Here is a 20278-nt window from a genome sequence, read left to right as displayed (position 1 = left end):
GCACCGGGCGGTACATAGAGGCAACCTTGAAAACCCGTTTTTGTTGCAGCGCCTCAACGGCTACTTAGCAGATAGGGGTAATCATTATTCGTAATCAGCAACAACTGCCGCCCGCTTACCGGCAGGAGCGCCCGCGCCTGAACCCCTCTCGGCAGGTCCAGTGATTGGACCGTTTGAAAAGCGGAAGCTGCCGCATCGTAGTCTCCGAGCACTCCGCCCCGGGCGGATTGGCTGTTGCCGTGTACGGCCATCAGCTCGGCATTGCTGCTGATGAAGTACAGCTGCCGGGCCTCTTCTTCCCACCAAAGGTCCTGTACCGTGCCCCACTGTGCCTTTGCAGGCAAAGGTTGGGCCTCGTAGCCTCCATCAGCTGTAGAGAGGAATAGCATGGACTGCAGGGTTTCCGCCTGTTTTTCTTCTACCAGAAAGTCCTGCCCTTCCGGCAAAAGGGCTTCAAAACTGGCCACCTCAGCATACTTGGAATAGGATACGAAATCCTTTTTCAGCCCGGGTAGCTGCGATAGTAATTTATCTTTGGAACCGAGCGGGACGTAGCGGTCGTAATACTTAAAAAAGACCAGAGGATCCACAAAGCCATTCTCATCAAAATCGCCAAGGTAGAGTTTGATGGGGGCCTCCGGGCTCGCTTGCATCAGGCTGTTGGTGCCTAGATTGCCCGCAAAAATATCAAGTTGCCCATCCTGATTGACATCTGCCACGGCAAGCTTCGTCCAGAATCCGGTCAGTGCAGGGCCGTTGGCTTCTTCCGGCAGGTACTCCAGCGCGCCTTCACCATCGTTCTCCAGTATCGTCACCGGCATCCAATCGCCACAGATGATGAGGTCCAGGTCATCGTCCTGATCAAAGTCGGCCCATTTGGCATCGGTGACCATGCCGAACCGTTGCTTGTAGGCGATATCTACGCCCATCCCCTGCTTATTGGTCAGGATAAAGCTGTAGGGAGATAGCCCATAGGACCCCGGGATCGAGCGGGCGCCTACGAAGATGTCCTCGTAACCATCCTTGTTGAAGTCCGCAACCGCCACCACGCTACCGTTGGTATGGGGCAGGGAAAGCTGCACGCGGCGGAAGTCCATATTACCATTGTTCAGGTACAACCGGTCTTCCAGCGCCTTTTCCAGCTCTTTGGCCGCTCCTCCCCCACTTACGGCATACAGGTCCAGGTCACCATCCGCATCGAAATCAATGACTGCAAAACTGGCATCTTCGTAACCGGCATCTCGGGTAAAGGCCTCGACCTCCAGGTTCTGAAACGACCCGTCCGCCTGCCCCTGCAACAAACGCATGGGATAGCCATGTGCCCCACCAATGAGCAGGTCCTTAATGCCATCTGCATTCAGGTCTTCGTACAAAACCGCCGGGCCTTCCTGTGAAAGCCGCTCGGGCATGAGTTTTTCTTTTTCGTAGTCCTCATAAGGGTTTTCTTCGTGCTGCAGCGGAAATACTTCAAAAGCCTGAGCTTTGACTGGATTGCCCGCTGCGGCTATTAGCGCGTCAGCCGCCGGTCTTTCCACTTCCAAATGCTGATTAACAGACAGGTCAGACAGGACCTGTGCTCCCTGCCCCGGCCAAATGATCCGCACAGAGTCAATCTGACTAACATCGCCCAATCCAAAGTGCAAACGGTGGGAAACCGAAGACTGATAGCCTTTGACTACTTGCAGTTCCTGATAGAGGGTGCGCCCACCGGCGTAAACATAGGCTTTGGCGCCCAGCGCGGTTTTTCCGGCACTGTTTTTTAAGCGTAGACTGAGGTAATTGCCGCCCTCTGCACGGTCTTCCCAGGCCAGTATTTGAGCGGGCTCATTGATGTTGTTTACGATGACTTCTAAATAACCATCTTTATCCAAATCGGCATAAGCTACGCCATTGGAGAAGGTCGGCGTACCCACCTTGGAGCTTTCCAGATTCGTGAATTCCAGCTCGGATTGCTGCAAGAAGAGGATATTGTGCAATTTTTCGGAAGGCAGTTTTTCAATCAGTTTACGGGTGCGCTCCGGGTCGTCCTCATCCAGCTGCGCGATGGCTTCACTGTTGAGGTAGTTGATGTAATCCAGGTCGTTCGGGCGCTTTACGATGCCGTTAGTGATGAAAATATCCTTCCAGCCGTTATTGTCGAAGTCCTGCAGCAGCACGCCCCAGCTCCAGTCGGTGGCGAAGGTGCGGGTTTGTAAAGCCAGGTCGGTGAAGTAGGCCTTACCGGAATTGAGCTGCAGGTGGTTGCGGGCAAACTGCTCCTCGAAACCGAGGTCTGCCTTTATCCGTTTGAGCTGATCGGTGTCCTCCCCCCCGGATTTGAGGTAGATTTCCTCGTCAAAGGGCAGCATATCCGTGCTGAAGATATCCGGCAACTGATCGTTGTTGAGGTCTGCGATATCGACACCCATGCTGAACTGCGTGGTGTGGTCGGTCCAGTCATTGATTGCCTCCCGGAAGGTTTTATCGCCGTTGTTGAGGTAAATGTAGTCGTTCTCGTGAAAGTCGTTGCCGATGTAGATATCGGTGTAGCCATCGCCATTGAGGTCAGCCGCCGCAATGGCTAGCCCGTAACCGAGAGGGCTACTGTAGATACCGGTTGATGCCGTCACATCCACAAACTGTCCTTCTGCCTCATTGACGCGGTTTTCGAAGAACCGGTCACCAGCGAGTGGATCTGTTTCTTTACGTTTTTTGGTTGAGCCATAACTGCGTACCGAGTGGACATTATGGTTGAGCAGGTATAGATCAAGGTCGCCGTCCAGATCGTAGTCCAGGAAGCAGGCCTGAGTGGAGAAGGCTTGAATGTTCAGCCCCAGGTCTTTGGAGCTTTCCTTAAAGGTGCCATCCTGCTGATTCAGGTACAAAAGGTTGTGTGCAGCCGGCATAACTCCCACGCCTACTTTGCAAACGTGGATATCCAGGTAACCATCGTTGTTGACGTCTACCATCGCCACCCCGGTCGACCAGGCATCATCAGCCAAAATGCCTGCCTGCGCCGTGATGTCTTCAAACTGAAGGTTGCCTTTGTTCAGGTAGAGCTTGTCGGGTTGCTCATTGGCGGTGAAGAAGAGGTCTTCCAGTCCATCGTTGTTGATGTCGCCTACCGCAACGCCGCCCCCATTGTAGTAATACAGGTACTCGATGATATTGCGGTCCAGGTTATCGGACAACTGATTGACAAAGCTAATGCTTGTTTCCTCAGGCCCGAGCGTGCGCATAGTGCCCGGTGCATTCCCGCCCGCTGACGAAGGGTCTCCCCCGCAGGCGCTCAACGACCATAACAGCAATACAGCAAGCCCCTGAAAAACCCCAACTTTATTCATAGTTAATCTGATATGTCTTGATCTCATCATCATTCCGAAAAATATAAACCAACTCATTGATGAGCTGAATGTCACGAATTTCGCCCTTAACGCCAAATCCAAGTTCGACAGACCGGTCAGCAAACTGCCCCTTCCCATCGTTAATCAGGCAATTCCCGTAAGAGGCGTCATAAATACCAATCTCAGGCTGTACTTTATACAGGTTGCCACCAAGCAGCAAATCGGGCTGACCGTCCCTATTCACATCTGCTGCTTCAATGGCGTAGACCGGGCTGAACTGCACCGTTACCGGCAGAACCTGCTTCTCGAATTGCCCGGCGCCCAGGTTACGCAATACCACAGACCGCAGCTCATTGGCCTCCAGCACCGTTGTATTTTCCAATTGCTGCTCATTAAAAATCTGGGTGATATCTGCCTCCTTAAAGGATTGGAAATCCGGATATTGCTTTTTGAGGTACGGCATCTGCTTGGTGAGGTTGTGCCGCAGGGCGTAGGGATAGTCCTTCCCGTTGTCTGCGTTGAAGGTCAGAATGCTTTCCGGAAAGTTGTTGTTGTCAAAATCGTTGTAGTACAGGCGCAGTGGATGATCTTTGGTGCCTCGTATACGGCTGTTCGTGCCCAGGTTGCCGAGCACTAAGTCCTCGTTGCCATCGCCATCTAAGTCTGCGACCTCCAGTGCCGTCCAAAGCCCGGCATTGGGAAACGACAGCGGTTGCCTGCGCAGGCTTGAGCCCTCGTTTATCAAAACATGCACTTCCATAAATTCGCCGGTTACCACCAGGTCGGGGCGCTCGTCCTTATTTAGGTCGCACCAACGGGCGCTAGTGATCATACCTATATTGGACAGTTCGGGATAATACTGTTGGGTTACATCGCGGAAGTTGCCTGCTCCATCGTTTTCCAGAATGAAGCCCGAGCATTTGGCACCGTACTTCCCAACTTTGATCCGCTCTCCAACAAAGAGGTCTTCATCACCATCGCCGTCGATGTCCCGGGAGTCCACTGCGAGGGTACTCATTTTTTGATCATTGGGGAAGACCTGCCGGTGTTCCGTAAACCGCCCGCTCCCATCATTAAACCAAATCTCATCGTGCAGAAGGTTGGAGAATTCCGTGATTTCTACACCTCCGCTTACCAGGTAGAGGTCGAGGTCGCCGTCTCCATCCGCATCAAAGAGGTGGGCCGCGAGATGTTCTGCCCCGGCATCAATCTGCTCCAGCACCGTTTTGGAAAAGCGGCCATCTGCCTGCCCGAAATAGGCCACACAGGGCGCATCCTTTGGGCCGGGTATGACGAGATCCGTATAGCCATCGCCGTTCAGGTCGCCCTGCCCTACCCGGGGCCCCTCGGTACTGTGCCCGTGGTAGAGCAGGCGCTCCCGGTTAAAATCGACGTAGTTGTTCTCTTCGTGCGTATAGTCAATGGGAGAGGTTACAGGCTCGAAGGCTTTGCCAAAGGCGGTATTTTCGGATGCCATGGAAGCAACAGCCTGACCGGTGGACGAAGAAACCGTCAATGTCTGATTCGCTTCAACAGTGCCGAGTTGAGTAACTTTTCCATCGGGCCAGGTGATGGTTACCTCAGCCTGCGCTACCTTGCCTATGCCGACGACTACTGCCGGGTCCACGCTGGACTGAAAGCCCCGTGTCGGTTGGTTTTCCACCCGCCAGGTCTGATCGCCTGCCCGAATTTCCACTTTGCTGCCAATAGCGAAGGTATTCTGCCCCTCGCCCCGGAGGTAAAACTTCAGGTAGTTGCCGCCCGCGCCTTGGTTTTCGTAGACAAAACAGGGCATGCTTACATTATTGACCACAAGGTCGAGATCGCCATCGTTGTCCAGATCCCCGTAAGCGGAGCCATTGGAAAAGCTGGGGGTTTGCAACCCGCTCGCTTCGTATACCTCGAAGGAAAGCCCGCCCAGGTTTTTGAAGGCGTGGTTAGGCACCTTGTTGGATGGGATGATGTCGATCAGCTCTTTGTAATTGACTCCTTTATCCGATATAATGGACTGTATGACGGATTCATTGGCGATGTACTGTAGGTAGTCCTGATCGGTGAGGTCTTTGTAAATGCCATTGGCGATAAAGAGGTCTTCGTACCCATCGTTGTCCATATCGAAGAACAGGGCGCCCCAGCTCCAGTCGGAGGCTTCTACGCCCGCCAGGCGGGAGATTTCGCTGAAGGTGCTGTTGCCCCGGTTGAGGTGCAGCACGTTGCGGGTGAACTGATGGTGGTAGCCGTTGGTCACATTGTACTGGTACTTATCCCAACCTTCAAAGGTGGTGACGGATTTCAGGCGGCTGTAATCAGAAGGCAACATTTCCGTCACGAAAATATCCTGATAGCCGTCATTATCGATATCTGCCATATCTGCCCCCATAGAGGCCCCGCTAATGGAGTTGATCTGATTGACCAGGTCTTCTTTGAACGTGCCATCCTGCTGATTGATGTAGAGGTAGTCGCGTTCGAAAAAGTCATTGGAGATGAAGAGGTCTTCCCAGTTGTCATTATTGACATCGCCAACGGTTACGCCCAGCCCGAAGCCAATCACACTGCCGTAAATGCCAGCCTCTTGGCTCACATCCACAAATTGCCCCCCATCGTTGCGCATCAGCTTATCACCACCGAGGGCATCGCGGTTGGGGCGTTCGTTTTTGCGCAGGTTGAAGCTGCCAATGGCCTGGAAGGAGTTGTTAAGCAGGTACACATCCAGGTCACCGTCTTTATCATAGTCGAAGAAGCTGGCGTGAGTGGAATAGCCTTTGTCGTTGAGGTTGTACTGCTCTGCCTGTTCCTCAAAACGCAGATTGCCCTGATTGATGAACAGTTCGTTTTCCTTATTATCCCCTTCCACATCGCCGGAGTTGCAAACGTAGATGTCGAGCAGGCCATCGCCATTCACATCCACCATGGTGACACCGGTGGACCAGGCCCGCTGCCCGCTTACGCCCGCCTTTTCCGAGATGTCTTCAAACTGCCAGTTGCCTTTGTTCAGGAACAGTTTATTGCCGGTTTGATTCGCCGTCAGGTAGACGTCAGCCAGCCCATCGTTGTTGATATCCCCGATCGCGACACCACCACCGTTGTAGAAGTTGCGGTACTTGTAGACGTTGAAGTCTTTGGTATAGGTAAGGTCGTTGCTGAAATTGATCCCCACCTCAGCGTTATCCCTCAGCGTAAACAGCGGAGTGGAGGAAGACTGAGGATCGGAACCGTCCGGCTCACAGCTCAGGAGGAATAAAAGAGGAACGATCCAAAATGCAGTAGGTGCTTTCATTATTTGTCAAGCTTATAACGTAAGTCTTCAATACGTACTTTTACATCCTTATTATTAATGGGGTACATCAGGATTTGACGGTTGCCATCAATTTTGACCATTGCGGGTGTCTTGAGCCCTTCGACCTTCAGCTCCATAAAATCATTGCCCGGATACCCCTGCAGGTACTGCTGGCGCAGTTGATTCATCAGGCTGTCTGCGTGCCGGTTGCGGTTCCAGGGTGCCCAGGTTTGGTAGGCATACTTCATATCCATGCCACGCATCACATCATCCTCATCAAAAATACCATAAAACAGCATGTCCTTAGCTCTTGACAAATCACCGGTTATGGTATCCGCATCCACCACGTATTTAGCATACTGATTGCCGGTGCCTGCCGTGATGACCTTTTGCTTATTAAGCTCCCAGCAAATGGCATAAAATTCTTTTTTGGTCTGCCCCATCCGCATACCAAAAATGAGGCTGTCCCGGATTTCCCCCGTACCTAATTCCCGGTCCACATACTGCTGGTACTCTGACTTGCAGCTCTGAAAAGCCACTAACAGCACTCCCAAAAGTAAAAGGCGTTTGGCAGTGGAACAAAACCGGTTGTGCATTTTCTCTTTCGAGAAGCCCTTAGTAGAACTCATACCACTGAATTTTCTCATCATTTAAGCCAATAATAATTTGATTTTCGTTGATGTCTAAAAAACTTCTTACCTGCCCATGGAGGCTCAGCATCCGGCACTGTTCAAATACAACGGCTTGTCCTGCTCTTCGCCCTTTGCAGAGACAGCCTTTGGAGGCATCCTGACGGCCAAACTGTGGCTTGACCCGGTAGTCGTTCCCACCAAGCAGCAAATCCGGGGTACCATCCTCATCCACATCTCTGACCAATATGGCATGCACACTACTATACTGCGCTCCGGCTGGTAAAGGCTGAAGGCGTAGCTCACCGTTGTCGTTCCACAATACGACGCTGCGCCGTTCCCTAAGGTGGAGTTGCCGCGCTTCAGCGAGCTTTTCCTCCGGAATCAGGGCTTCCAGCGGGGCTTTTGAGAAGGCTTCGTAGCGGCGGTATTTTTTCTTGAGGACCGGCATTTGCATGTACAGCTCGTCAATGGCCTGAATGGGATAATGCCCGTCCTCTCTTTTGGTGCAGGCAATCTGCTCAGGCGTTCCATTTTGATCAAAATCTGCGATGAATATCTTATGCCCGCTTCGGAAGAAGTTGTTGGTGCCCATATTGCCCAAAATAAAGTCAGGGTCGCCGTCTTCGTCCAGGTCTGCCATTTCTATAGCCTGCCACCAGCCGTCCGTACCGGGCAGCACTTTTTTTTGAAAATTACCATTCTCGTTGTACAAAATAGTAAGAGGCATGTATTCTCCGGCCAGTAAAATATCCGGCCAGCCATTACCGTCAATATCTGAAGCAGACAAGGCTTTGATCATGCCTACATCCTGACCGGCTTTTACGTCCAGTAATTCAAAGTGGTTTTCACCAGTATTGCGCCAGACCAGGCAACTGCCCGGCAGACCGTGCACATTGGTCTTCATGGCTTCTGCCACTACGATATCGGGCAGCCCGTCCTGGTCAAAATCGGCTACGCCTACCGCACCGGTGGAGAGCGGGTAGGGAAAGTCAATTGCACCTTCTGCCTGCTCGAAGCGTCCAGTACCATCATTCAGGTAAAGGGCGTCGTGCAACTCCGGGGAATACTCCGAAAAGGCCTTCCCACCATGCCCTACGTACAGGTCAAGATCGCCATCCAAATCACTGTCGAAAAAGACGGCATCTGTCGCCTCAGACCGGCGGGTATCGCCAAAGGAGGCTTGCTCCACAAAGCCGTCCGCTGTCGCCAGATACAAGACCGACTCCTGATTCTTACCGCCCCCGGCAAAAAAATCCTGCCGGCCATCACCGTTCACATCGGCCCTTGCCAGGACAGGCCCTTTGCCACCGGGCATGGTGAGCAGCATACGCTCCCGGCCAAAGAAATTAATATTTACCTCATCGTGTTTAAAAGAGACAGGAGGCTCCACTGCTTTCCAAACCGGCTTGGGCGAGGCCCATAGAAAGGGCTGCTGAACAGTCGCATTTGCCGCATCAAAACGAATGTCATGAATCTGATCGGCCTGCAAGCCCGTGCGGATATTCACCTGCCCGTTAGGCCAGATCACATAAAGGCTATCCACTCGTGTACGCGCCCCCAGCCCAAAGAAAACGGGGCAAGCGGAGCTACTCTGAAAGCCTTTCGTTGGAAAATACTCAAACAGGCTGCGCAGGCTATCTGCTACGATCAGCACTTTGGCGCCAATGGCCTGCCGGTTACCTCCGGTGAACTCCAGCCGGAAAGCGATGCTGTGGGCCTGACTACGTGGGGTATTGTTGCGGTAGATCGTTGCCGGCTGATCGACATTATTGACGACCAGGTCCAGGTCGCCGTCGTTATCCAGGTCGCCGTAGGCGCTGCCGTTGCTAAAGGTTGGGGTTTCAAAGCCCCAGTCTATGCTTTGGTAGGAAAACTGCAGGTTGCCTTCATTGCGGAAGAGGGCGTTGCGGACCGGCGAGGAAGGCATAATGTCAATCAGCTTTTTCAGCACCTCTTCGTCTTCGTTGATCATGGCGCGCACGTGGGTTTCATTGGCCATGTAGTTGAGGTAGTCTTTATCGAGCAGGTCAGAACGGATGCCATTGCTGACGAAGATGTCCCGCAGCCCATCAGCATCATAATCCTGCATTAGGGCAGACCAGCTCCAGTCGGTGCTTTCCACACCCGCAGCCCGGCCCACTTCGATGAACTCCTGCCCGTTCAGGTTTTTATGCAGGACGTTGCGGGCAAACTGATGATGGTAGCCTTTCTTTACGCTGAGCTGGTATTTGTCCCACTCTTCGTAGACGGTCTTTGTCTTCTTGCGGTCGTCATCGCGGGGGAGCATTTCGGTGACGAAGATTTCGGAAAGCAGGTCGTTATCCAAGTCGCAGGCATCCGCCCCCATAGACCCCATGGAAAGGGACATAAAGCTGGAGTCCGAAGCTTCGGTAAAGGTGCCGTCCTGATTATTGAAGTAGAGGTAGTCTTTCTCGAAGAAGTCATTAGACAGAAAAATATCCGGCCAGCCATCCTGATTAAAATCGGCCAGGGTGATGCCCAGCCCGTAACCGATGCGGCTGGCATAAATCCCGGCTTCCCGGGTCACATCGACAAAGGTGCCGTCCCGGTTTTCCAGCAATTTGTTGCCTTCCGGGTCATAAACATCACGCAGCCCTTCCTGCATATCGAAGCCGCCTACGGAGCGCAGGGAGTTGTTGAGCAGGTAACAATCAAGGTCGCCGTCACGGTCATAATCAAAGAAAGCGGACTGAATGGACAGACCGGTAAAGTCCAACCCATATTTTTTGGACTCCTCGGTAAAGGTGAGGTCGCCCTGATTGATGAACAGTTCATTGTGGCGGTTAGGGCCACCGGGTTTCCCGGCTTTGCAAACATAAATATCGAGCCAGCCGTCCGCATTGATATCAACGAGGTTGACGCCGGATGTCCAAACGTCCGCACAGGAGATACCTGCCTGTTCAGTAATGTCTTCAAATTGCAGCCCGCCTTTGTTGAGGTATAATTTATTGGGCACCAGGTTGCCTGCAAAGTAGAGGTCCTGTAAGCCATCATTATTGATATCGCCTATGGCGACGCCGCCGCCGTTGTAGAAGTTTCGGTAGGTGTAGGGGTTATAGTCCTCCGTGTAGTGGAGGTCATTGGAGAATTGAATGCCTGTAGACTCAGGACCGAGAGCAGAAAAGACCGTTGCAGGCTGATCAGAGCAGGCAGTGAACAGGGATACAGCAGCGAGCAGAATAGTGATCCCTTTTACACTATACATTTTTCTCAAAGCTATTTTAAGAATCAAGCAGTGCATATACCATGATGGTTAGGGTATCAAAAAGTATCCCGGGCCCTTCATAAAGGAGGGGCCCGGGATAGCAAGGTTTATCAAACTTCAGGGATTAGTACCCTGGGTTCTGTGTCAATCCACCACCAGCATTGATCTGCTCCTGTGGGATCGGGAAGATGTTTACAAATGGCTCAGAGGAAGGCTTCTCCCACCATTCGCCATTGTACTTGCCAAAGCGGATCAGGTCCGTACGGCGAGCCGTTTCCTGGAACATCTCACGGCCACGCTCTGCGAGGAATTCCTCTTCAGTCAGGTTGCCGTTATACTCCGCAACGCCGGCACGGGCACGCAGGACATTTACGTCTGCCTCAGCAGCGGACCAGTTTCCAGCCTGACGAGCTGCCGCTTCTGCGCGGACCAGGTATACTTCACCCAAACGAACGATGGGGAAGTCGTTATCCATCTCTGCACGGCCAAACTGCTTGTAGCTAAATTTAGCCGGACGAGCACCTGCCTCACGCTGTGAGTTTGGTGCCAGCTCGTTGATTTCCGGCGTATAGTTCAGCTGAATATCATCATCGTCAGCAGCGTAATCCAGCAAGGCAGAGCCGCTGAAGTCCAGCTGTGGACCAACGATGAAGTTATTCTCTTTACGGGCATCGCCGTCTTCATAGGAATTATAAAACTCCTCGAGGGTAGCATATCCGTTCCAAGGCTGTTCCTGGAAGTTCCAGGTAAACTGGCTGGAGTAGTGCAGGTTCATCTGGCTGAAGTTCATACCGGCACCTGTAGCTTCATCGTAGCGTACAGAGAAGATATGCTCAGGGTTGCCTTCATTGTTAGCTGCGAAAACTGCCGCATAACCTTCCAGCGTCTCAGGATCCGCATCCACGCGTGGGCGCTTGCCCAGGTTGGGAACAGAACAACCGTCGCCGCACAGGACATACTGACCACTGTCAATGATGTAAGAGGCAGCAATTTCAGCTTTGTCATACATCGGCGTACCAGTGTATACTTCAGCGTTGAGGTACAGTTTTGCAAGAATACCCAATGCACCATAACGGTTCATGACATAAGCAGAACCACCATCTGCCAATGGGCTGTTGGTAAGGTCCATAGACTCGCTCACCTCAGCAATACCCAAAGCAGCAAGCAACTCGCTTTCTACAAATTCGAACACTTCCTGACGGGAAGCCTGTGGTGGGTCCTCATTGGTCTCCGTTACCAATTTCACACGGCCGTAGGAGTCCAGCAAGCGCCAGTAGAAATAGGCACGTACCGCACGGGCTTGTGCCGTTTCTGTTTCGGAAAGGTTGCCACTACCCAGGTTATCATTAGCAGTAGCAATAGCGTTGTAGGTCGCTACCCATGCACCGTTAACGAACGGGTGGTTGGGGGTATAAGTGTGCTGGTGCAAACGGATCAGGTCACCGCCGTCAAACCAGTCACCACCCTTAGCGCCGATGAACATTTCATCAGTAGTAATCTCCTGAATGGAGTAATAGCCACCGTGGTTAGCGGTACCGGAGTTGCGAAGCTCGGCGTACAAAGCGGTAAGCGCTCCTTCGCCCCCACCAGGACCACCTATATTAATGCCTTCAACGACGATATCTTCAGTGATATCGCCCACCAAATCTTCCTCAAGGTCGGTACAAGCCGCCATCGAAAGACCAAGGCATGCGATTAACGAATATTTAAAAAGTCTTTTCATTACTTTTTAGTTTTCAAGTTAGAAATTAAGATTTACGCCCAGTGTGAATGTCCGCGAAGCAAAGTAGCTGTAGCGGCGGTCGATGCCCGGGCTAAGTACATCAGGATTCGAGAAGTCTACTTCTCCGCCATTGTCTGATGAACCATAGTCTACTAATGATGGTTCAGGGTCAGTACCCGTGTAGTTGGTCAGAACGAACAGGTTTTGTCCGGTCAGCGACACTGTGAGGCCACGAATGGCACTTCCTTTCTCAAAGCTGAATCTTCTTGAGATCGTCAGGTTGTCCAGCTTGAAGAAGTCAGCCTCTTCAACATAGAGTGAGCTAAACTGTGCAGAAGTCAGTCCAGGTTCTGCCAACTCTGTATTAACAAAGTTATAAGAAGTCTGTGAAGAAATGCGAGGCTCATAGAACGCACGGAAAGTATTTACAAGACTATGGCCCAATGCCCCACGGAAAAATGCATTAACCGACCAGTCACCAAAGGAAAGTTGGTTAGTCCAGCCAAATTCCAAATCGGGGATACCATTGCCCAATGTGGTAAAGTCTGCTTCAGGATTCAGGGCGTTACCCTGATCACCAATCACCTGACCGTCGCCATTGAGGTCTTGAAGAATTGGAGATCCATCTTCACCTACACCTTCAAAAACAGGGCCCCAGATTTGACCGATTTCCTCCCCTTCACGGATGATAACCATGTTGGTACCGTTCTGACCAGGTGCACCAAGGTTAGCGCGCTGCTCTACCGGTACAACATACTCATCAAGTGTGGTACGATAGGTACTGAGGATCAAACCAGTATTCCAAACCATTCTATCCTTGCGCACTACATCGTACCCCAATGTGAGTTCTGCACCTTGTGTACTCAGCAAGCCTGCGTTTTCAAATCGGCGGTCTACACCTTCTGTCGTTACATCAATTGTACGCTCCAGGATAAAGTCCTGAATGTTTCGGTCATACAAGTCTAAGGTAGCGTTGAAGCGCCCCATAGTGAATTCCACACCGAGGTTCAACTCTCCTTTTTCCTCCCACTTGAGGTCAGGGTTAGCAGCACGGATCAATTCTGTAGAGACACTTCCATCGTCTCCGTTTACAACTTGGCGGATGGGCTGAGATAGTCCGTTTGGTCCAGGCAGGGCACCTGTAACACCATAACCTACCCGTACTTTCAGGAGGTCTACGTTGTTGATATCCAGGTAACGGTTCACGTCTACACCGACACCAACGGCAGGGAAAATACCCCAGCGGTTGTCCGCACCAAGCTTAGTGGAACCTTCACGACGAACAGAAGCGTTCAGGAAGATCGCATCGTCAATCGTCATATTTGCACGTGCAAAGAAGGCAATAATCTTCTCATCCGGAGAAACAGCGCTGTTGGCCTGAATAAAGCCAGCATTCTGTAAGTCCTGAGAAGCTTGGATCAGGTTGCCAAAGTCCAGTGAATTGTCCGGGAAGTCACCCAGGCTAAGGAACTTGGACTCGAAGTTGTTCTGCTGATAAGAGTAACCACCTGTCACGCGCAGGTTAGAACGGCTGCCTACGTCTGCAACGTAAGTCAGGTAACCTTCAAACAGCTGGAAAGAGGTAATCTCATCGTAAAACTCAGCGAGGCCCTTACGGGTTGGGCTGGTTGCGTTACCTCTGAACAGAGACGTAGTTGGGTAGTACTCTTCGTTAGCAATAGTTATCTTTTGGTTTGCCACGCGGGCAGCAAGTTCCAGGTTAGGCGTAATGTCGTAGCCTACCCGTGCACCGTAAGTCACCTCCGTACGCTGGCCCTGATTGCGGTTTTGCTCAATGATAGAAACCGGGTTGAAGCTATCAAACAGACCCAGTGTTTCGAAGAAGCCACCGTACTGCTCGCTTGCAAAAGGGAATGGCGCATCCGCACCACGGACCGGAGCAGTTGGGTTGTACAATACACCGTAGCGGAGGGCCTCATTGAAACCGAAGTCAGAGTTCCGGTTGGTAAAGGAAGAGTTGAAGTCGATGCTTACCTTGTCGTTAAAAGCCTTTGTAGAGAGGTTCACACGTCCGTTGAACTGCTCAAAGCCGGAATTCTCAAGGATACCGTCTACATTACGATAGTTGCCGGAAACGCGGTAAGTGGTGTTGCCTGAACCGCCGGAAGCAGACAAGCTGTGTACGTTGCTGATGCCAACGCGCGTCACCTCATCGATCCAGTTGGTTTCACTGCCAAGGTCTGTACCGCCAGCCGCGACAAACTCATCTGCGCTCATAACCGGCACACTGTTGAATGCGGTAGAAGCAGCAGTCTGGCCATTGTAAGAGAACTCGACGCCTTTGCCTTGGCTACCGGAGCGGGTGGTCACCAGGATAACCCCTGAAGAACCCCGTGAACCGTAGATCGCAGCAGCCGAACCGTCTTTCAGTACGGTCACGTTCTCGATATCGTTCGGGTCCACGTTGTCCAAAGAGGCACCAATGATACCATCTACTACAACCAATGGCTCAGTGTTTGCCCCTACAGTAGAGATACCGCGTAGGCGGATAACGCTCTGTCCATTGGGGTCTCCACCACGGTTGTACACCTGAAGGCCAGCCACCTTACCCTGTAATAACTGGGAAGGGTCGGTGATAGGCCCCTGGTTGAAGTCTTCAGCGCTTACTGAAGTTACGGCAGAAGTAATTTCCTTCTCTTTCTGAGAACCATAACCTACAACAACGACCTCGTCCAGCTGCTGTCCCGCAGAAAGGCTGATGTCAATTGTGGTTTGGTTGCCAATTTCAACGCGTTGAGAGCTGTATCCTGTGTAAGAGAATTCCAGCTCTTTGGCATTTTCTGAAACGTTAAGGGAATACGCACCATCGAAGTCCGTAATGGTACCTGTGCTGGAGCCAACAACGAGTATGTTTGCCCCGATCAGAGGCTCACCCGTCTCAGCATCCGTGACCGTACCCGTTAAGGTACGCTGTGCAAAAGTGAAATTACACAGCAGGAGCGCCAAGACAAGGAGACCGCCCCTTGTCATGGAGTTGATGTTAAGTTTCATACACTACTTTGGTTTAGTTAGTAAAAACTATGTCTGATTAATAAATCCTGTTACCGCAAACGAAACCATCAAACCCTGAGGGCAACGCTTGCAATTTTTTACTGAAGCCTGGGCTTCATTTGTTCATGGAGATCATTCAGATGGAATTCAGGGGGCACAGACAAATTGTGTCCGTTTTACACTAACTAGTTCGTAAAAGTCTCAATTTAGCAGGAAAAAACAAAGATCAACAAACAGTTTTTTACAAATAAGCTTCAAACCAAATTAAATTATGATGTTAAAATAACGTTAACTGCTTGTTCCTGCAAGGAAAACGCCTCAATTTTATTTTCCGCTGCCTGTTCAAAAAAGATCTCCGCAGATGCCGGGTAAATACCGGGCATGCCGAAACTCCTGCGGGAATATGCTGTTTTGAATCTTAGCAAAGAATACCTGCCACATGCCAAAACCCAACGATTTGTTTGCGACACTGTTCTGCCGTTGCCTTCGTATGGTACTCACGGCGCTCTGTCTGGCAGGCATGTCCGTTTCACATGCACAATACCAGGATTTGGAAATCACCGGCGGGAAAACAAAAATCGACTTGCCTTTCCGGTATACCAATGGGTTTATCGTTGTGCCCGTTGTGCTCGAAAACTGGTTCCCGCTAAACTTCATCTTTGACACCGGAGCCGAGCATACCATTCTGAGCCAGCGGGAAATCACCGATCTGCTTCAGCTCGAATACCGGCGGCGTTTTACCCTCATTGGTTCCGACCTCAGCCGTGAGTTTTATGCCTATCTGGTTTCAGGTATCAACTTGCAGGCTGGCTCGGTACTGGCCAAAAACCGGTCTATTCTGGTACTGGAAGAAGACTACCTTAGGTTTGAAGACTACACAGGTGTGGAAATCCATGGCATTTTGGGGGCTGATTTTTTCCGGAGGTTTGTTGTGGAAATTGACTATCGCCGGCAGATCATCACCCTTTATGACCCTCGTGAATTTGATAAGCCGCAAAGGGGCTTCACATCGGTCAGGGCTACCTTCAGGAAAAGCAAACCCTACGTTTTTCCTAAGGTTGCGCTGCGGCAGGGCGACACCAGTACGCTAAAATTGCTTCTCGATACCGGCGCTGCGCTTCCGCTGCTTATCAACACCGACAGTGACCCCGGGCTGGTACTTCCCGAGCGGGTCATTCCCAGCAACCTTGGCGCAGGGCTGGGTGGCTTCCTGAGGGGCTATCAGGGCAAAGTTTCCAGCCTGGAAATCCCTCCTTATCAATTCTCAAGCGTGGTTACCAGCTACCAGGAAATCATGCTGGGCGCTGCAATAGACAGCAGCAGCCTGGACCAGCGCAATGGCATTCTGGGCAATGAAATATTAAGGCGGTTTACCGTTATTTTGGATTACGTTCGGGAGGAAGTCTACCTTGAGCCCAATAAAAACTATGATGATGAATTTAAGGTAGACCGCAGTGGTATGCTCGTCATCGCCACGGGGCCCGGGCTTCGAGACTTCTTAATCTACAGCGTTATTGAAGGCAGCCCGGCTCATGAAGCCGGATTGAAGCCTGGTGATGAGATCCGGCGCATCAACTGGGTCCCCGCCTCATTCCTTACGCTGAGCAGTATCATCAACCGGCTGCAGAAACCTTCCGGTAAACGTTTGCGCATTGTGGTCAGACGGGATAAGGAGCGCATCAAGACCTCATTCGTACTTCGGGATTTGATTTAAGTTTCGAGCCTCCGAGGGCACACCCTTCCCCTTCCAACTTTTATCCTCAGCTGATATTCCTTATATTCCGCCATATGCCTGGTGCTGCTCAACCTGAGGGCGCAGGCAACGTTCTATCATTGAATTAAATCATTTACAACCACTTATGGATATTAAGGTATATACCCCTTTTGAACCTGCTACTATTTCTGAAAAGGAACGTATCGTCGATTTTCTGTTCCATCACCTCGATCAATACGGCGATGCCCGGGAAGACATCCACAAAGCCATCCAATATGCTTTAAAAGAGACGGCTTCCCATGGTGGCTTTGTCATCGCCGGAGCGCTTGAGGGTAAAATAGTGGGGGCTGTTGTGATCAATCGGACAGGGATGGAAGGGTACATACCAGAAAACATCCTGGTCTATATTGCGGTTGACGGCAGTCAGCGCGGCAAGGGCATTGGCAAAACCCTCATGCAAAAAGCCATTAGCCTGGCGCAAGGTGATATTGCGCTTCACGTGGAGCCGGACAATCCGGCCCGCCACCTTTACGAGAAGCTGGGCTTCACCAATAAGTACCTGGAAATGCGCCTTAAGAACCAATAAACCCTGTTTATGCACTGGATTGATATTGTTATTTTCATCGTCTACTTCCTGGCGATGCTGGGGATAGGTTTTTTCTTTTTTAGGCAAAATCAAAACTCCGACGATTACTATGTAGGCGGTCGGGATATGGGCAGCCTGCACATCGGGCTGTCCGTAGTCGCTACCGACGTTGGGGGCGGTTTTTCCATTGGACTGGGGGGCCTGGGCTTTCTGATGGGCATTTCCGGCTCCTGGATGCTGTTCACAGGGCTCATCGGTGCCTGGCTGAGTGCTGTTTTTCTGATTCCGAAGGTCAATCGGCTGTCCAAGAAAGTAAACCTGCTGACTTTCCCACAGCTCTTCGAATTCCTCTTTAGCCCGAGGGTGGCGTTATTGGCAGGGATCATCTCTGCTATTGGCTACCTGGGCTTCACGAGTTCGCAGTTGCTGGCTGGTGCCAAATTAGCTTCGGCCACTTTCACAGCACTGAGCCTAAAACAAGCGCTGATCATCATGGGTGTTATTGCAGTGGTGTACACCGTGGCCGGTGGGCTCAAAGCTGTCATTTATACCGATACCGTACAATGGATTATCCTAATGGCAGGCCTGGTTTTCATCGGCATCCCGCTGGGTTACTTCGCAGTAGGCGGGATGGAGGGCATCCGGGAGGTGGTCCGGCCAGAGTTTTTGCAGCTCACAAATGTGTCTTGGTCGCAACTGGTCAACTGGGGAGTGACCATCATTCCCATTTGGTTTGTTGGCATGACCCTCTATCAGCGGATCTATGCCTGCCGGGACGAGCAGACCGCAAGGAGGGCCTGGTATACAGCCGGGCTATTTGAGTACCCGATTATGGCTTTTATGGGCGTCCTGCTGGGGCTGTTTGCCCGGGTAGGTGCCGATCAGGGTATGTTTGTGGACCTGGGGTACGGCGATCCGGCGGCAATGGATGCTGAGATGGGGCTACCGCTCTTGCTGAGGACAGTGCTGCCTGCCGGGCTGACCGGACTTATGCTTTCTGCCTATTTCTCGGCGATCATGTCTACGGCTGACAGTTGCCTGATGGCAGCCTCCGGTAATGTGGTCACAGATATCCTGGAGCGCTTTCTACCGCTAAAAGGGGACGAAAAGAAAATCCTGCGTTATTCTCAGGTTGCCACTTTTGTCATTGGTGCAGTCGCTCTGCTTATTGCCATGAGTATGCAAAACGTACTGGAGCTCATGCTGCTCTCGTACGCTTTCATGGTGTCCGGGCTCTTTGTACCGGTCATAGGCGGTATGTACTGGAACCGCGCCACGCCTACTGCAGCGTTTTGGGCCATGCTACTGGGCGGGGGCACGACCCTGCTGCTTATTCTGACCCAGTGGCAGCTGCCCTACGATCTCGATGCAAATATTGCGGGGATTTCCATTTCTGCCCTGTCCTTTATAATATTGAGCTACGTAACCACGCCGCCGGAGGTGCCGGCTGCAGTAAAACTATCTGATACAACCCGTACGCTATGACCCAAACCAAGCCTTCCTGGATGAGTGATATCGATCAGCTGCGGCGCTACCTGCATCAGTACCCGGAGTTGAGTGGGGAAGAGCATGACACGGCTGCCTTTCTGGTCAGATCACTTCAAAAACTGGAACCTGCGCAACTTATTGAAGGCATAGGTGGCTGTGGCATTGTTGCTGTTTTCGACAGTGGGCAGCCTGGCCCTTCCGTGCTGTTCCGCACCGAGCTTGATGCCCTGCCCATTCAGGAGGTCAATGACTTCGACTATCAGTCTACAAAGGAAAATGTCTCCCACAAGTGCGGCCATGATGGGCATATGGCAGTCATGATGGGATTTGCAAGAGCCTTGTACCATCATCCACCCCAAAAAGGGCGGGCCTTACTCCTTTTCCAGCCTGCCGAAGAGATAGGCGCTGGTGCAGAATGGATGCTGAAAGACGAAACCTTTGATCAGGTATTGCCCATTGACTACGCAGTGGCTTTCCATAATTTGCCGGGTTTCCCACTAGGTACGATCGTTTGTAAAGAAGGGCCGTTCAGCTCATCAGTCCAAAGCCTCATTATCCGCCTTAATGGCAAGACATCCCATGCCGGAGAACCGGAAAATGGCATCAATCCAGCCCTGGCCATCTCTGAGATTATCAAAGAAGCGGACATCGCCTGCCAGCCTAATATTGAGGAAGAGGGTTTTGCTATCCTGACTCCGGTGCACATACACATGGGCGAAGTCGCCTACGGTGTATCTGCCGGCTATGGCGAAATCCACCTGACCATCCGAACACGCACAGAACAGGAAATGCAGGCTTTGAGCGACCGGCTGCTGAGTTACACCGAGCGGGTTTCTAAAAAGTACGGACTGGAGCTCGATACAGAGTGGACGAATGTATTCCGGACCACCCGGAATGATCCCGAAGTGGCCCGTATCATTCAGCAGGCTGCCGCGGATAACGGATTCGATTACCATGCCAAAGACTGGGCATTCAAGTGGGGCGAAGACTTTGGAGCTTTTACCCAACAGTTCAAAGGAGCGATGTTTGGCATTGGGGCGGGCGAGGACCACCCGGCGCTGCACAACCCCGATTACGACTTCCCTGACGCTATCACTCCGGTGGGTATTGATATGTACCGGCGGATTCTGGAACACCTGCTGGAGCGAACAGGCTGATCAGAATTTAAACGGTCTCATGGCATTGGGGAAACAAACAAGTCTTTTTCGAACACAAAGGCAGGATTGAACGTCAGAAATAAACACAAAATGAGGGGCTCCCGCCGCAGTAAAACTCCGCCAAGTTCCTTAATTTACGC

Annotated in this window: 10 protein-coding genes; 4 read left to right on the top strand and 6 right to left on the bottom strand. The window is 51.7% G+C overall.

Annotation, left to right across the window (positions count from 1 at the left end; translation table 11 throughout):
- Positions 1-53 precede the first annotated feature (53 nt).
- From MRY86_RS13365 to MRY86_RS13340, 6 genes are all read right to left on the bottom strand, one after another.
- Positions 54-3323, bottom strand: coding sequence for a VCBS repeat-containing protein (locus tag MRY86_RS13365; RefSeq protein WP_293564976.1), 3270 nt, complete (start codon positions 3321-3323; stop codon positions 54-56).
- Positions 3316-6600, bottom strand: a complete 3285-nt coding sequence (locus tag MRY86_RS13360) for a VCBS repeat-containing protein (RefSeq protein WP_293564978.1) — start codon at positions 6598-6600, stop codon at positions 3316-3318. Before MRY86_RS13360 ends, MRY86_RS13365 begins: the two co-directional genes overlap by 8 nt.
- Positions 6600-7229, bottom strand: coding sequence for a hypothetical protein (locus MRY86_RS13355; protein ID WP_293564980.1), 630 nt, complete (start codon positions 7227-7229; stop codon positions 6600-6602). The genes MRY86_RS13360 and MRY86_RS13355 overlap by 1 nt, the downstream gene beginning before the upstream one ends.
- Positions 7216-10458, bottom strand: coding sequence for a VCBS repeat-containing protein (locus tag MRY86_RS13350; protein WP_293564982.1), 3243 nt, complete (start codon positions 10456-10458; stop codon positions 7216-7218). Before MRY86_RS13350 ends, MRY86_RS13355 begins: the two co-directional genes overlap by 14 nt.
- A 124-nt stretch (positions 10459-10582) precedes the next feature.
- Positions 10583-12181, bottom strand: a complete 1599-nt coding sequence (locus tag MRY86_RS13345) for a RagB/SusD family nutrient uptake outer membrane protein (RefSeq protein ID WP_293564984.1) — start codon at positions 12179-12181, stop codon at positions 10583-10585.
- A gap of 18 nt (positions 12182-12199) precedes the next feature.
- A complete protein-coding gene (locus MRY86_RS13340) occupies positions 12200-15193 on the bottom strand; it encodes a TonB-dependent receptor (RefSeq protein ID WP_293564986.1) in 2994 nt (997 codons plus the stop codon).
- Between the two features lie 457 nt (positions 15194-15650).
- On the opposite strand from MRY86_RS13340, the gene MRY86_RS13335 reads away from it, so the two are divergent.
- The 4 genes from MRY86_RS13335 (at position 15651) to MRY86_RS13320 (ending at position 20138) form a co-directional block, all read left to right on the top strand.
- Positions 15651-16907 (top strand): PDZ domain-containing protein, encoded by a 1257-nt coding sequence (locus tag MRY86_RS13335; RefSeq protein ID WP_293564988.1) that lies wholly within the window; start codon positions 15651-15653, stop codon positions 16905-16907.
- Between the two features lie 145 nt (positions 16908-17052).
- On the top strand, positions 17053-17493 hold the full coding sequence (locus tag MRY86_RS13330; RefSeq protein ID WP_293564990.1) for a GNAT family N-acetyltransferase: 441 nt from the start codon (positions 17053-17055) through the stop codon (positions 17491-17493).
- Between the two features lie 9 nt (positions 17494-17502).
- Positions 17503-18978: a sodium:solute symporter family protein gene (locus MRY86_RS13325; protein ID WP_293564992.1), complete on the top strand. Its 1476-nt coding sequence runs from the start codon at positions 17503-17505 to the stop codon at positions 18976-18978.
- Entirely contained in the window at positions 18975-20138 is a 1164-nt protein-coding gene (locus MRY86_RS13320) for an amidohydrolase (RefSeq protein WP_293564994.1), read from the top strand. Before MRY86_RS13325 ends, MRY86_RS13320 begins: the two co-directional genes overlap by 4 nt.
- Positions 20139-20278: the final 140 nt, after the last annotated feature.

It is taken from the genome of Phaeodactylibacter sp. (genome assembly GCF_022763345.1).
Lineage (GTDB): Bacteria > Bacteroidota > Bacteroidia > Chitinophagales > Saprospiraceae > Phaeodactylibacter.
The sequence above is the reverse complement of the archived record's forward strand: the minus strand, read 5'-3'. Positions and strand labels throughout refer to the sequence as shown.

What these genes read in the sequence shown, in the direction of transcription:
- MRY86_RS13350 (WP_293564982.1), bottom strand. Translation starts at nt 10,458, where the DNA reads ATGTATAGTGTAAAAGGGATCACTATTCTGCTCGCTGCTGTATCCCTG.
- MRY86_RS13330 (WP_293564990.1), top strand. Translation starts at nt 17,053, where the DNA reads ATGGATATTAAGGTATATACCCCTTTTGAACCTGCTACTATTTCTGAA.
- MRY86_RS13360 (WP_293564978.1), bottom strand. Translation starts at nt 6,600, where the DNA reads ATGAAAGCACCTACTGCATTTTGGATCGTTCCTCTTTTATTCCTCCTG.
- MRY86_RS13340 (WP_293564986.1), bottom strand. Translation starts at nt 15,193, where the DNA reads ATGAAACTTAACATCAACTCCATGACAAGGGGCGGTCTCCTTGTCTTG.
- MRY86_RS13365 (WP_293564976.1), bottom strand. Translation starts at nt 3,323, where the DNA reads ATGAATAAAGTTGGGGTTTTTCAGGGGCTTGCTGTATTGCTGTTATGG.
- MRY86_RS13320 (WP_293564994.1), top strand. Translation starts at nt 18,975, where the DNA reads ATGACCCAAACCAAGCCTTCCTGGATGAGTGATATCGATCAGCTGCGG.
- MRY86_RS13355 (WP_293564980.1), bottom strand. Translation starts at nt 7,229, where the DNA reads ATGAGTTCTACTAAGGGCTTCTCGAAAGAGAAAATGCACAACCGGTTT.
- MRY86_RS13325 (WP_293564992.1), top strand. Translation starts at nt 17,503, where the DNA reads ATGCACTGGATTGATATTGTTATTTTCATCGTCTACTTCCTGGCGATG.
- MRY86_RS13345 (WP_293564984.1), bottom strand. Translation starts at nt 12,181, where the DNA reads ATGAAAAGACTTTTTAAATATTCGTTAATCGCATGCCTTGGTCTTTCG.